The sequence below is a fragment of the Modicisalibacter xianhensis genome, from assembly GCF_900113605.1.
Taxonomy (GTDB): domain Bacteria; phylum Pseudomonadota; class Gammaproteobacteria; order Pseudomonadales; family Halomonadaceae; genus Modicisalibacter; species Modicisalibacter xianhensis.
The window spans coordinates 64,295-77,244 of the sequence record NZ_FOPY01000001.1; the positions used below are offsets into that span (position 1 = coordinate 64,295).

The following is a 12,950-nucleotide window of genomic DNA, read 5'->3' on the forward strand; positions in this document are numbered from 1 at the left end:
TCAGTCAACGCTCAGGTAATGCTTGAACCAGCGACTCGCCAGGGCCTGGACTTCCTCGAGCGTTCCCGGTTCCTCGAACAGGTGAGTCGCGCCGGGGATAAGGGTCAGCTCGCAGTGCGCCTGCATGCGCTCACGCGCCTGCTCATTCAGGCCAATCACCGCCACATCGTCACCCCCGACCAGCAACAGTGTCGGCGCTTCGACTGCGGGCAGAGCATCACCTGCCAGATCGGGCCTGCCGCCACGCGAGACCACGGCCCGCACCTGCGCCGGCCGGTTTGCGGCAGCGATCAAGGCCGCGGCCGCACCGGTGCTCGCGCCGAACAGGCCGATGGCCAACCCGCGGGTCGCCTCGGCCCGGGCAACCCAGTCGACGGCACCGGTCATGCGCCGCCCGATCAGGCCAATGTCGAAGCGCAGCTCCCGAGTGCGCTCGTCGATGACGTTCTCTTCCGGCGTAAGCAGGTCGAACAGCAGCGTCGCCAGCCCCTGCTCGCTGAGATAATGCGCCACCTGCCGATTGCGCGAACTGAAGCGACTGCTGCCACTGCCATGCGCAAAGACGACGATACCCGTCGCTCCCTCGGGCACGATCAGGTCGCCCTCCAGCACGATGCCATCGATCTCGAGTGTCACGTTCTGCCGGTTCATGAGGCGCCCTCCCCTGCTTGCCGTGCTCATTGAGATGAGTGTAGGCAGGCGCCTTCCCTGCACTCCAATGCTCATGTCCGGCCCCGGCTTTGCCCTGCACCCAGCCCACCGGCAATCAGGTGCGCCGTGCGCAGCGGCTCGGGAATCGTGCCGTTGACGGCAGTGCTTCGCAGCACTGCCTCGGCCTCGCGCAGGCTGAGCCCCACGCGCTGCACGTGCACGCCGGCCAGGGGTTCCATCGGCCCGAGGCGTTCGACGCGCGCCCACTTGGCACCACCGCCGGGAATCCGCTCGAGCAGGGCCCGCCGCATCGCCGCCGGTCGCGGCGCATGGCGGGACACCACCAGCACCGGCACGCCCAGCGCAGCATGTAACCGAGGCACGTCGACGACATTGAAGCCCGCCAACGCCACGCCCTGGAGCATGACGAGCTGCAGGTGCGCGCCGAACTTGCTGTCGCGCACCAGTTCGATGAGCACCCGGGTCGCGTTCACCCCGTCACGCTGCACCTTGCCCGAGACGACGCCTTCCAGTCGCAGTCCCGAATAGATCGTGCCGACGATGGAAACGTCGCCCCGATGATCGCGGGCGAAGGGAAAATCATCGAAGCCGACGATATGCGAGAAGGTGCGAGGATGAGCTTCCCTGCTTGAACGGCTCATGACGATTCATCGCCCAGGCCATGCTTCTTGAGCTTGTTGGCAACGGTCGTATGCGATACGCCCAGGCGGCGCGCCAGCAGGCGGCTGGAGGGAAACTCGGGATACAGCGCCGCCAATACGCGGCGTTCCACCTCGCCGAGGATATCGCCCAGCGAGCCCTCCAGGTCGACCCCGGCAAGCCCGGGCGCCTGGCCGACATCGGGCAGGCGCAGGTGCTGGGGCAGCAGTTCGTCGCCTTCGCACAGCGAGACGGCCTGGAACAGCACGTTCTCCAGCTGGCGCACATTGCCCGGCCAATGGTACCCGGCCAACCGGGCCACGGCCGCCGGCGACAACGAAGGAAGACGACAGCCGATCTGGCGGGCGGCCCTGTCGACGAAGTGCGCGGCGAGCTCCTCGATACCATCGAGGCAGTCGCGCAACGGCGGGATATGCACCGACAGCACGTTGAGGCGATGATACAGGTCCTGGCGAAAGCGCCCCTCGGCGCACAGCTTGGGGAGGTCCTGCTGGGTGGCACAGATCACGCGCACATCGAGATAGGTCTCCTCGTCGCTGCCCACCCGGCGGAACCCGCCATCCTGCAGGAAGCGCAGCAGCTTGACCTGCAGCCGCGGGCTCATCTCGCCCACTTCATCGAGAAAGATCGTGCCGCCGGCGGTCAGTTCCAGCAGGCCCAGCTTGCCTTCCGGACGCGCGCCCTCGAAGGCGCCCGGCGCATAGCCGAACAGCTCGGTCTCGGCCATCGACTCGGGCAGGCCCGCGCAGTTGAGCGCCATGAACGGCGCCTGGCCGCGTGGACTGGCCAGATGGCAGGCGCGAGCCAGGAGTTCCTTGCCGGTGCCGGTCTCGCCCTCGATCAGCAACGGCGCATCCAGCGGCGCCATGCGCCGCGCCTCGTGAACCACCGCTGCCAGCCGCGGGCTGGCCTGGAAGATCGCCTCGAAGCCGCGCAGTTCCTGACGCTGGACATGATAGATACGCTCGCCGACGCGGTCGGCGCGGTGCAGCGTGACCACCGCGCCGGCCAGCGAGGCGACGTCATCCTTCTCGGTGTGCAACGGAGCGATGTCGGCCAGGTAGATCGCGTCCTTGAGCACCAGGCGCAGGCCGTTGACGCGCGCGTTGTTGCGCCTGACCAGGTCGGGCAGGTCGATATCGTGGACGTAGCGGTCCAGCGACAGGCCCGGTACTTCATCGACACGCACCCCGAGCATCTGACCCGCCGCACGATTGGCGGCAACGATGCGTCCGTCCATATCGATGGACATGACGGGATCGGACAGTGACGAGAGCAACGCGTCGAGCTCCAGGTGTCGACGCTCGCTGGGCATCAGGCTCACCCGCTTGACGCTGAACACCCCGGGCACCGCCTCGAGACGAGGCCGCAACGTCGCCAACTGGGCATTGAGCAGGTTGGGCACGAAAAGGTAGATCGTGTTGCCCTGATCCCCGCCGACCTCGCCACGCGAGACGTTGAGGCCGTAATCGGCAAAATGCGCGACGATATCGCGCAGGATGCCGATGCGATTCTGGCAGTGAAACTTGAGACGCATGAAAAGCTCATCGATGAAGATAAACACGTCACGTCGCCGTGACTCGTCTGTCACGATAACTTGACGCCATCGCCCTCTCAATTCGCCAAAGATCGATAACCCCCGCATTCCTGACGGCCAGCAAGTCCAAGCTGTCAGGAAAGGTTTACGAAGACAGGCCCGCGCTACCTGGCCCTGGCTGCCTGACAGGCTTTGCTTCGTCAGCGCTCCCCCTATGCTGGAACCAGATCCCGCACAACGACAACGCGATGGGGAGCCCGACATGAACGACAAACCCGCCAAGAAACCGAGCAAGTACCAGGCCCACCAGCCGGACGCCGACGGGTTCATTCAATACAGCGACACTGAGCACAGCACATGGCAGACGCTGATGCAGCGCCAGCTGGGCATGATCGAGGGCCGGGTGTGCCAGGAATATCTCGACGGTCTCGAGCGCCTGGCCCTGCCCGAGGATCGCATCCCGCAGCTCAAGGACATTGACCGCGTGCTGCTGAAGTCGACCGGCTGGCAGACCGCCCAGGTACCGGCCCTGATACCCTTCAACACCTTCTTCGAGCTGCTGGCCAGCAAGCGTTTTCCGGTGGCCACGTTCATCCGTACGCCGGAAGAACTCGACTATCTGCAGGAGCCGGACATCTTCCACGAGATCTTCGGCCATTGTCCGATGCTGACCAACCCCTCGTTTGCCGAGTTCACGGCAACCTATGGCAAGCTGGGCCTCGCCGCCAGCAAGGAAGAACGCGTCTATCTGGCACGGCTATACTGGATGACTGTCGAGTTCGGCCTGGTCGACACGCCAGCGGGACGGCGCATCTACGGTGGCGGCATCATCTCCTCGCCCAAGGAGACCCTGCATTCGCTCTCGGATGTGCCGACCCATCATCCCTTCGACCCGGTGGACGCGCTGCGCACGCCCTACCGCATCGATATCCTGCAGCCGCTCTATTATGTGATCGACGACCTGCGCACGCTGCATGACCTGGCCAATCGCGACATCATGGCCCTGGTTCATGAGGCCATGCGTCTCGGCCTGTTCGCCCCGACCTTCGAACCCAAGCAGGCAGCCAACGCCTGAACAACGACTACACTGAAACCCTGACAGGAGACATTGCAATGAGCCAACTTTCCGAACAGGCCTGCGAAGCCTGCAGTTGGGATGCGCCGCATGTGACGCCCGAGGAGATGGAAACGTATCGCGCCGATATCCCCGATTGGCAGATTGTCGAGCGCGATGGCATCATGCAGTTGGAGCGTGTCTTCAAGTTCCGCAACTTCAAGCAGGCCCTCGCCTTCACCAACCGCGTGGGTGACATCGCCGAGGAAGCCGGCCATCATCCGGCGCTGCTCACTGAATGGGGCAAGGTCACCGTGACCTGGTGGTCCCACGAGATGAAGGGCCTGCACAAGAACGATTTCATTCTGGCCGCCAGAACCGACGAGGTAGCACAGTAAAATGTTCGAGCAGATAGAGCGCGTGCCCGGGGATGCGATCCTCGGGCTGATCGAGGCCTTCAACAAGGATAGCAATCCGCAGAAGGTCGACCTCGGTGTCGGCGTCTACCGCGATGCCCACGGCAACACGCCGGTGATGCGCGCCGTCAAGGAAGCCGAGGCGCTGCTGCTGAAGAACGAGACCACCAAGAGCTATATCGGTTCTCACGGCGATCCGCGCTATGGCCAGGCCATCCTGTCCATGGTGCTGGGCGATGCGTCGCCGGTGCTGGCTGCCAAGCGTGCCAGCGCGACCCAGTCGCCGGGCGGCACCGGCGCCCTGCGACTGGCGGCAGACTTCATCAAGACCCATTTGCCCGGCAAGGGCATCTGGCTGTCCGACCCGACCTGGCCCAACCACCTGGGCATCTTCCACGCCGCCGGCGTCGAGATGCACAAGTATCCCTATGTCGATGCCGATAACCGCCTCGACTTCGATGGCATGCTTTCCACCCTCAAGCAGATTCCGCAGGGCGATGTGGTGCTGCTGCATGCCTGCTGCCACAACCCCTCCGGTTTCGACCTGAGCAAGGAGCAGTGGCAACAGGTACTCGAAGTGGTTCGCGAGCGCGGCCTGCTGCCCCTGGTCGACTTCGCCTACCAGGGCTTCGGCGACGGCCTGGAAGAGGACGCCTACGGCGTGCGTCTGATGGCCGAGAATCTCGACGAAGTGCTGGTTACCAGCTCCTGCTCGAAGAACTTCGGTCTCTATCGCGAGCGTACCGGCTGCCTGATCGCCATCGCCAAGAACCAGGAGCAGATGGAAAACGTGCGTTCGCAGTTCGCCATCGTCGCCCGCGAGAACTACTCCAACCCGCCGGCTCACGGCAGCGCCATCGTCGTCGAAATCCTCGACTCCGCCGAACTGGCTGCCCAGTGGCGCGACGAACTCACCGAGATGCGTGACCGAATCAACGGCCTGCGCCGCGACTTCGTCGACGCGCTCAAGCCCTACGGCCTCGATCAGCAGTTCGCGCATATCGCCGAGCAGCGCGGCATGTTCTCCTACACCGGCCTTACGCCGGAGCAGGTCGACCGCCTGCGCGACGAGTACGCCATCTACATGGTGCGCTCGGGACGCGCCAACGTGGCCGGCCTGGCCACCGAGAACCTGCCCTACGTGGCCAAGGCGATCGCCGCCGTCGTCAAGTAAGGCTTGCCATGCTTGCCTAGCAGACCAGACGCCCGGGCCATCCCGGGCGTCTTGCGTAGAGGCAGGCCTTCGAGGATAACCATGGGGCACTCGCCCCCTTTCGCCTGCCTCACCGCTAGGCCTGAGGCTGAGCATCCTGCCGCGCCTGCCAGAACAGGGCAAACAGCTCCGATTGCGAATTGATGCCCAGCTTGGTGTAGAGGTGCTTCTTGTGGGCACGCACCGTCTCGACGGAAATATTCAGCCGTCGTGCGATTTCCTTGGTCGAACAGCCGCCCAGCATCAACTGGCTCACTTCGCGTTCCCGATCGGTGAGACTGTTCACCGCAGGCGGTGGTGACTGAACCCCCTGCGGATGCCAGGGATGTGGCCCCGAGACTTGTTCGGCCAACGCTTCGAAGTGCATGCGCTGGCGCATCAGCGGCAGCAGCCAAGGCTGGATCAGCAGCAGCGTGCCCATTGCCTCGCTGTCGAAGCGCTGCGACGAGCCTAGCGACAGGCACAGCACCTGCTCGTGGTCCAGGGCGACATTGAACTGGATCTCGTCGGCGACGATATTGCGCCGGAAATAGCGCTGGTAATACTCGGTACTCGTGAAGCATTCGGGCGCCACATCATCGAGACGCAGCAGGCCACTACGCGCACGGGCACACGCTTCGATGTAGAACGGGTCGAGCAGATAGAGTCCCCGCTGATAATCCTGGAACAGTTGTTCGTCGCTGCCGTCCTCCTCGTCGCTTTCGGCGAAGATCGTCGGCGGCCGATGCGGTGAGAACAGCAGCGCCACCCAGGTGTCGAACGCCACGTGATCGCCTAGCAGACGCGCCACACCAAGCCAGAAATTCGGCGCGTCGAGCTTGTCGACCAGCAGCCCGAAGCCGCGATGCCATACGAGTCCTTCATGCAGCCTCGAGGCGTTATCCCCCACTTGCGTTACCCCTCACATGGAATAGGCAGTCGTGTCGCAATAGGCATACTGAAAGCATCCCCAGCACCCAAGAATAACCCAACAGGAGTGGTCGAATGCAGATCGAACTCGCCCAGTTGTCAGGACGAGAGGGCGATATCGCCTATAACCTCGACCGAGCCCTGACTCAGATCGAACGCAGTCACGACGACACGCAACTGATCGTGTTTCCCGAAACCCACCTTACCGGCTTTGCCGAACCAAGCCATGTCGAGGATCGCGCCCTGGCCATCGACGGACCGGAGCTGACTGCCCTCAAGGAAGCCAGCCGGCAACGCGACCTGGCCATCGCCATCGGCTTTCTCGAACGTGACGCCCAGCGGGTCTTCAACACCACGGTGCTGATCACACCCGAGGACGGTATCGCCCTGCGCTATCGCAAGACCCACCTGTGGCCCGACGAGCGCGAGCTGGTCACACCGGGCGATCGCATGGTGTGCGGCGTGTGGCGCGGCCGACGCATCGGCCTGCTGGTCTGCTACGACATCGAGTTTCCCGAGACTGCCCGGGCCCTGGCGGCGATGGACACCGAACTGATCGTGATCACCAACGGCAACATGGATCCGTACGGTCCGGTGCACCGCAGCACAGCCATCGCTCGCGCGCTGGAGAACCAGGCCTTCGTGGCCATGACCAACCGCGCCGGCAACGGCGTCGACATGACCTTTGCCGGCGAGAGCGCCATTGTCGATCCACTTGGCCAACTGGTGACCGAGCTTGGCCGCGATGAGGGGGTGGCACGCGCGACGCTCGACTTCTCGCGTCGCGATGTGGCAAGGCGCGATTACCACTATCTCGACGACCGACGCATCCCGTTGTTCGGCCGGCTCGATGAACTGCCCGACGGCCAGCGCCACTGGTTGCTGAACTGACAACCCATTCCCCACTCCACCACAACAACGACAGCAAGGAGCCGACCATGTCGGAACTCAAGAAAACCCTGTCTCTCAGTCAGGTCGTCCTGTTCGGCCTGGCCTACATGACCCCCATCATTGTGCTGGGCACCTTCGGGGTGCTTGCCGTGGTTTCCGAAGGCGCCGTGTCCGGGACCTATCTCATTGCGCTATTGGCCATGCTGTTCACCGCGCACAGCTATGGGCGCATGGCTAGTGCCTATCCCGTGGCCGGCTCGGCCTATGCCTACGTGCGTCATGCCATCGATGACCGGCTGGGTTTTCTGGCCGGCTGGGCGATTCTGCTGGACTACCTGTTCCTGCCCATGGTGATCTGGCTGATCGGCGCTGCCTACCTGTCCTCCGCCTTTCCCGCCATTCCTCAGGCCGTCTGGCTGCTGGCCTTCATTGCGGTAACCACGCTCATCAATATCCTTGGCCTCAAGCTCGCCAGTGTCGTCAACAGCGTAATGATGCTGGTTCAGGTCCTGGTACTGGTCGCCTTCGTGGGCCTGAGCATGCACTACATCCTCGGCGACCCGACGCAGCCGTTCTGGAGTCTGGCACCGTTCCTCGGCGCCGAGTCCTCGGCCTCGCTGTCGACGCTGATGGCCGGGGCGGCCGTGGCCTGTTACTCCTTCCTGGGCTTCGATGCCGTGACTACCCTGACCGAGGAAACCAAGGACCCGAAGCGCACCCTGCCGCGCGCAATCCTGTTGATTACCCTGATCGGCGGCCTGATCTTCATCATCGTGTCCTACTTCGTGCAGCTCGCCGCCCCCAGTACCGATTTCGCCAATCCAGATGCTGCCGCCTATGGCATTGCGCGCAACATCGGCGGTGACATCTTCGTCTCGATCTTTCTGATCGGCCTGATCGTCGGCCAGTTCGCCTCGGGCATCGCCGCCCAGGCCAGTGGCGCCCGCCTGCTCTACGCCATGGGCCGTGACGACGTGCTGCCCAAGCGCCTGCTGGGTCGGCTGGGAAAGTTCGGTACGCCGGTTGGCGGACTCTGCCTGAGTGCGGCGGTGGCCCTGCTGGCACTGACCATGGACGTGCTTTCCGCGGCCTCGTTCATCAACTTCGGCGCCTTTTTGGCTTTTGCCCTGGTCAATACGGCAGTCATCTTCCATTACTACCTCAAGGAACGCCGTCGTGGCGGTCTCGATACCCTGTGGTTCCTGATCTGTCCGTTGATAGGGTTAGGGGCCATCCTGTGGCTGATGGCGAGTCTTGATCACTTGGCCATCACGCTTGGAAGTCTCTGGCTGGCCTGCGGACTGGCCTGGCTGGTCTGGCTGACCCGCGGCTTCCGCCAGCCGCCGCCGGCGCTACACTTCGACGAAGGGTGACCAGTCACCCTGACACGAAAACACCCACCACGGTTTGTGGTGGGTGTTTTCGTTTACCGCAAATCATTACACGGCGTGGCTACCGTCACGCCTCGCCAGCTAGAAGCCACGCTCCTTGAGCCGGTTCTTCTGACGCTGGGTGTTCGGGCGCCGGCGGCCGTGGCTGCCACGAGTGATCTTGCCACGCTTGCTACGATGATCGCCTTTGGCCATGGAAAAGCCTCCTTGCGGTAAAAATGAGCGAATAGCGAAGAATCAATGACCGGGTTACCGGCTATCCCCAGTGTTGGAGGTGATACCCCTCATCGTCAAGGACATCCCCGAAGCATTCGTAAACCTCCAACACGAAAAAGGCCGGAGCATTCGCTCCGGCCTTTGAGGGGCAGATCCGTTTGGCAATCAGGCGCGCGAGCTGCGGCGGATCGGCGCGTCACCATCGCTGGTGCGGCGACGCGGTGCACGTTCCGGCGCGCCACGGTCCTCAGCGATTTCCAGGGAGCGACCGGCCACCCGCGCCCGAGCCATCTTGGCCAGGATGCTGGCCGGCAGACTGCTGGGCAGTTCGACGACCGAGAAGGCGTTGCGGATGTCGATACGACCGATCCGCGAACCTTCGATGCCACCTTCGTTGGCCAGCGCCCCAACCAGTTGGCCGGGTTTGACGCCATCCTTGTGACCGACGGAAACCCGGTAACGGGTCATGCCCTCAGACGGACCGCTGTCGCGGCGACGCGGCGGCTTGCCGTCACGCGGGGCACGCTCGCGATCGTTGCGTGCGCCCGGCTTGGGCAGACGACCGATCGGCGCTTCATCGGCTCGCGCCATGGCAGCAAAGGCACAGGCCAGCTCGACCGGATCGTGACCTTCCTCGACCAGGCGCTCGACCAGCGCGCGCTGCTCTTCTGCCCCGGCAGTCAGTGCACCGACGACCCGCTCACGGAAGCGCTCGTCGCGATGGGCACGAATTGCTGTCTCGTCAGGCAGTTCGGTATCGGCCATGGTCTGGCCGGTCGCCTGCTCGAGCCAACGTACCTTGCGGGTCTCACGGAAGCCGGCGAAGGTGATCGCCACGCCGGAGCGACCGGCACGACCGGTACGACCGATACGGTGCGTATACGCTTCGGAATCTTGCGGCAGATCATAGTTGACCACGTGCGTGATACGCGGCACGTCGAGACCGCGCGCGGCCACATCGGTCGCGATCAGTACATCGATCTTGCCTTTCTTGAGGCGTGCCACGGTACGCTCACGCAGGCTCTGGTCCAGATCACCGGACAACGCAGCGGCATTGATGCCGCGGGCGGTCAACTGCTCGACCAGGGTGGTGCAGGCAGCACGCGTACGTACGAAGACGATCGCCGCATCCACCGGCTCCACCTCGAGGATGCGCGACAGCGCCTCCAGCTTGGCGGCACCGTCGACACGCACCAGGCGCTGGTCGATGCTGGCTGCCGTATCGGCCTTGGACTCGATGGCCACCTTGACCGGATCGACCAGGTAACGGTTGACGATACGCTCGATCTCGGCCGGCAACGTGGCAGAGAAGAATACGCGCTGCGCCGTCGTCGGGGTATCGGAGACGACACGCTTGACGTCGTCGATGAAGCCCATGCGCAGCATCTCGTCGGCTTCGTCGAGCACCAGTGCCGACAGGCCGGTGAGCTTGAGGCTGCCACGGTCGAGGTGGTCGATCACACGGCCGGGCGTACCGACGATCACCTGGGCGCCACGACGCAGGGCGCTGAGCTGGTCACGATATTCCTGACCGCCGCACAGGCTGGCGACTTCCAGCCCGGGCAGATTCTGGCCGTACTTGCCGAACGACACGGCCACCTGCTGGGCCAGTTCGCGGGTCGGCGCCAGCACCAGTACCTGGGGCTCGCGGCGGTTGAGTTCGAGTTTGCTCAGCAGCGGCAGCGCAAAGGCAGCCGTCTTGCCGGTGCCGGTCTGGGCCTGGCCCAGCATATCGCGACCTTCCAGCAGGGCCGGAATGGTCTGTGCCTGGATCGGCGAGGGCGTTTCGTAGCCCAGGGTGTCCAGTGCAGAGAGTACAGCAGGCAACAGTGCCAGGTCACCGAAGCTCGGTGAGGCAACAGAAGTCGAGGTCATATCACACCTTGAATCACCGGTGTCGTTCACCGGTCGATGAATGTCGTGGTGCCCTGTCGCTTCCGGTTGCCGTTCACTTGAACGTGGCAACGAGACATGGCACCGGGTCGCACCTGCGTCCTGTCCGTTTCATGACCGTCACCGCGGTATGCAGTGAAAGACGAACAGTGTGGCGACCTTTACGCCGGCCCGAACAGGCCCTCTTGGCGTTCCATCTTGCACCGGGCGCTCACTCTTCGGCTCGACAGGAGCCTTACAACGCGCCATGGAGAGAAACGTCCCCTGCCGCTTGGCAAGTCATGGGGGCGAATCGATATAGGATGGTGGGGGTCAACACATGCGAGGAAGTGTCATACTACACCTTCGTGAGACTTTTTTCTACATTTTCTTCACCTGCGAATTATTTGGAGCCTTTGATCGATGCCCACCCTCTGGGTCGATGCCGACGCTTGCCCGCGCGTCGCGCGAGACATCTTGATACGCGCTGCCGAGCGCACCGAAACGCCGACCTGGATGGTGTCCAATCATGCCCTACCCCTGCCGCCTTCGCGCTGGGTCAAGCCGTTGTCCGTGTCCAGTGGCTTCGATGCTGCCGACAATGAAATCGTCAGCCGCCTCTCTGCGGGGGACCTGCTGGTCACGGCCGACCTGCCGCTGGCCATGGAAGCATTGGACAAGGGCGCGCAGGTGATGACCAACCGCGGCGAGGCACTGACACCGGACAATATCCGCGCCCGGGTACAGATGCGCGACTTCATGGAGACCCTGCGTGCCAGCGGCGAACATACCGGCGGGCCCAAGGGCTACTCGGACGCCGACCGGCGTGAATTCGCCAATGCCCTGGATCGCTGGCTGGCGAAGCAAAGAAACTGATCCGAGAATGGCCCCGCCAGCACGGCAGTACGTTCTGCACCTCACAAAGCGAATCCTGGCGACATGCTTGCGGCTTGTGCGAACCGGATAGGAACAAGGTCCCTCTTGCCTATCATTGATCGACATTCTGTCGATCATCGCTAGCCGCTTCACAGTCGCCAGCGCTTTGCTGACGGTGCATCGCGTACTGCGGTGCTTGTATGCCCCACTCGAACCAGGCTTAGCCTTTCTCGCGAATCCCTCGTCCCGTCAACCGTTCACGGTCATGAGGCCGCTCCAGACCCAGCAAGGGTCCCTTCGGCACGATACGGGTCGGATTGATCGTATCGTGGCTGTAATAATAGTGGCGCTTGATATGCTCGAAATCGACCGTCTCCTTGATCCCCGGCCACTGATACAACTCGCGCAGGTAATTCGAGAGGTTGGGGTAATCCTCGATGCGTCGCAGGTTGCACTTGAAGTGCCCATGGTAGACGGCATCGAAGCGCACCAAGGTGGTAAAGAGTCGGATATCCGCCTCGGTCAGCCACTCGCCAGCCAGGTAACGTTGCCCGTCGAGACGAGCCTCCATACGGTCCAGCGCCTCGAAGAGTGCCGTGACATGTTTCTCGTAGACGCCCTGCTCGGTGGCAAAGCCCGACTTGTAGACCCCATTGTTGATGTGATCGTAAACATCGGCATTGATCGCATCGATGGTGTCGCGCAGATCGGCCGGATAGAAATCCAGACGATTGCCGGTAATGTCGTCGAAGGCCTCGTTGAAGATACGCACCAGTTCGGCTGACTCGTTGTTGACGATGCGCTTGCCGAGCTTGTCCCACAGCGCCGGCACCGTGACACGTCCGGTATAGTCGTGCTGTGTCAGGGTATAGAGCTGGTGATGGTAATCGACGCCATTGAGCGGATCGCCACTCGCCCCTTCGCTGACACGATAGTTCCAGCCTTGGTCCAACATCAGTGGACTGGTATGCGACACGCCGATCAGGCGCTCCAGCCCCTTGAGCTTGCGCATGATCAGGGTGCGGTGCGCCCATGGGCAAGCCAGCGAGACATAAAGGTGGTAACGATCCGCCTCGGCCGGCAACGCCTCCTGCCCTTGCGGCCCCGGCGCACCATCGGCGGTAATCCATTTGCGCAACTTGGCCGATTCACGCACGAACTCACCGCCGTGTTTCTTGGTGTCGTACCACTGGTCGTGCCACTGACCATCGATCAACAAACCCATAATTTTCTCTCCCGCTTC

General features: G+C 63.2%; 13 protein-coding genes. 6 read left to right on the forward strand and 7 right to left on the reverse strand.

What is annotated here, in order from left to right:
* From BM194_RS00295 to BM194_RS00305, 3 genes are all read right to left on the reverse strand, one after another.
* Entirely contained in the window at positions 1-651 is a 651-nt protein-coding gene (locus tag BM194_RS00295; RefSeq protein WP_092842648.1) for a dienelactone hydrolase family protein, read from the reverse strand.
* A gap of 71 nt (positions 652-722) precedes the next feature.
* Positions 723-1,313 (reverse strand): endonuclease dU, encoded by a 591-nt coding sequence (locus BM194_RS00300; protein WP_092842649.1) that lies wholly within the window; start codon positions 1,311-1,313, stop codon positions 723-725.
* Positions 1,310-2,869, reverse strand: a complete 1,560-nt coding sequence (locus tag BM194_RS00305; protein ID WP_092843009.1) for a sigma-54-dependent transcriptional regulator — start codon at positions 2,867-2,869, stop codon at positions 1,310-1,312. Before BM194_RS00305 ends, BM194_RS00300 begins: the two co-directional genes overlap by 4 nt.
* A gap of 262 nt (positions 2,870-3,131) precedes the next feature.
* Here BM194_RS00305 and phhA point away from each other — a divergent pair, with 262 nt between their 5' ends.
* Genes phhA through BM194_RS00320 form a run of 3 tightly spaced genes read left to right on the forward strand, consistent with a single transcriptional unit; the run spans position 3,132 to position 5,513 of the window.
* Complete coding sequence (gene phhA, locus BM194_RS00310; RefSeq protein WP_092842650.1) at positions 3,132-3,944, forward strand: phenylalanine 4-monooxygenase; 813 nt, start codon at positions 3,132-3,134, stop codon at positions 3,942-3,944.
* Between the two features lie 38 nt (positions 3,945-3,982).
* Positions 3,983-4,321: a 4a-hydroxytetrahydrobiopterin dehydratase gene (locus BM194_RS00315; protein ID WP_092842651.1), complete on the forward strand. Its 339-nt coding sequence runs from the start codon at positions 3,983-3,985 to the stop codon at positions 4,319-4,321.
* Position 4,322: 1 nt separating this feature from the next.
* The gene (locus BM194_RS00320; protein ID WP_092842652.1) at positions 4,323-5,513 is read left to right on the forward strand and encodes an amino acid aminotransferase; all 1,191 of its coding nucleotides are present in this window, start codon (positions 4,323-4,325) and stop codon (positions 5,511-5,513) included.
* 115 nt (positions 5,514-5,628) lie between these two features.
* On the opposite strand, the gene BM194_RS00325 is transcribed toward BM194_RS00320, so the two are convergent.
* Entirely contained in the window at positions 5,629-6,441 is an 813-nt protein-coding gene (locus BM194_RS00325; protein WP_218155340.1) for a helix-turn-helix transcriptional regulator, read from the reverse strand.
* Between the two features lie 95 nt (positions 6,442-6,536).
* Here BM194_RS00325 and BM194_RS00330 point away from each other — a divergent pair, with 95 nt between their 5' ends.
* Together BM194_RS00330 and BM194_RS00335 are read left to right on the forward strand one after the other, a co-directional pair.
* Complete coding sequence (locus BM194_RS00330; RefSeq protein WP_092842653.1) at positions 6,537-7,352, forward strand: carbon-nitrogen hydrolase family protein; 816 nt, start codon at positions 6,537-6,539, stop codon at positions 7,350-7,352.
* Positions 7,353-7,399: 47 nt separating this feature from the next.
* Positions 7,400-8,725, forward strand: a complete 1,326-nt coding sequence (locus BM194_RS00335; RefSeq protein WP_092842654.1) for an APC family permease — start codon at positions 7,400-7,402, stop codon at positions 8,723-8,725.
* 99 nt (positions 8,726-8,824) lie between these two features.
* On the opposite strand, the gene BM194_RS00340 is transcribed toward BM194_RS00335, so the two are convergent.
* Positions 8,825-8,938, reverse strand: a complete 114-nt coding sequence (locus BM194_RS00340) for a 30S ribosomal protein THX (RefSeq protein ID WP_092842655.1) — start codon at positions 8,936-8,938, stop codon at positions 8,825-8,827.
* Between the two features lie 186 nt (positions 8,939-9,124).
* Positions 9,125-10,834 (reverse strand): DEAD/DEAH box helicase, encoded by a 1,710-nt coding sequence (locus tag BM194_RS00345; RefSeq protein ID WP_092842656.1) that lies wholly within the window; start codon positions 10,832-10,834, stop codon positions 9,125-9,127.
* Positions 10,835-11,254: 420 nt separating this feature from the next.
* Between BM194_RS00345 and BM194_RS00350 the strand changes: the two genes are divergently transcribed.
* Positions 11,255-11,707 carry a YaiI/YqxD family protein gene (locus BM194_RS00350; RefSeq protein ID WP_092842657.1) on the forward strand — a complete coding sequence of 151 codons (453 nt, stop codon included), beginning with the start codon at positions 11,255-11,257 and terminating at the stop codon, positions 11,705-11,707.
* Positions 11,708-11,927: 220 nt separating this feature from the next.
* On the opposite strand, the gene BM194_RS00355 is transcribed toward BM194_RS00350, so the two are convergent.
* Complete coding sequence (locus tag BM194_RS00355; protein WP_092842658.1) at positions 11,928-12,932, reverse strand: glutathione S-transferase family protein; 1,005 nt, start codon at positions 12,930-12,932, stop codon at positions 11,928-11,930.
* Between the last annotated feature and the right edge of the window lie 18 nt (positions 12,933-12,950).

What these genes read in the sequence shown, in the direction of transcription:
- BM194_RS00345 (WP_092842656.1), bottom strand. Translation starts at nt 10,834, where the DNA reads ATGACCTCGACTTCTGTTGCCTCACCGAGCTTCGGTGACCTGGCACTG.
- BM194_RS00305 (WP_092843009.1), bottom strand. Translation starts at nt 2,869, where the DNA reads ATGCGTCTCAAGTTTCACTGCCAGAATCGCATCGGCATCCTGCGCGAT.
- BM194_RS00320 (WP_092842652.1), top strand. Translation starts at nt 4,323, where the DNA reads ATGTTCGAGCAGATAGAGCGCGTGCCCGGGGATGCGATCCTCGGGCTG.
- BM194_RS00350 (WP_092842657.1), top strand. Translation starts at nt 11,255, where the DNA reads ATGCCCACCCTCTGGGTCGATGCCGACGCTTGCCCGCGCGTCGCGCGA.
- BM194_RS00330 (WP_092842653.1), top strand. Translation starts at nt 6,537, where the DNA reads ATGCAGATCGAACTCGCCCAGTTGTCAGGACGAGAGGGCGATATCGCC.
- BM194_RS00295 (WP_092842648.1), bottom strand. Translation starts at nt 651, where the DNA reads ATGAACCGGCAGAACGTGACACTCGAGATCGATGGCATCGTGCTGGAG.
- phhA (WP_092842650.1), top strand. Translation starts at nt 3,132, where the DNA reads ATGAACGACAAACCCGCCAAGAAACCGAGCAAGTACCAGGCCCACCAG.
- BM194_RS00335 (WP_092842654.1), top strand. Translation starts at nt 7,400, where the DNA reads ATGTCGGAACTCAAGAAAACCCTGTCTCTCAGTCAGGTCGTCCTGTTC.
- BM194_RS00300 (WP_092842649.1), bottom strand. Translation starts at nt 1,313, where the DNA reads ATGAGCCGTTCAAGCAGGGAAGCTCATCCTCGCACCTTCTCGCATATC.
- BM194_RS00355 (WP_092842658.1), bottom strand. Translation starts at nt 12,932, where the DNA reads ATGGGTTTGTTGATCGATGGTCAGTGGCACGACCAGTGGTACGACACC.
- BM194_RS00340 (WP_092842655.1), bottom strand. Translation starts at nt 8,938, where the DNA reads ATGGCCAAAGGCGATCATCGTAGCAAGCGTGGCAAGATCACTCGTGGC.
- BM194_RS00315 (WP_092842651.1), top strand. Translation starts at nt 3,983, where the DNA reads ATGAGCCAACTTTCCGAACAGGCCTGCGAAGCCTGCAGTTGGGATGCG.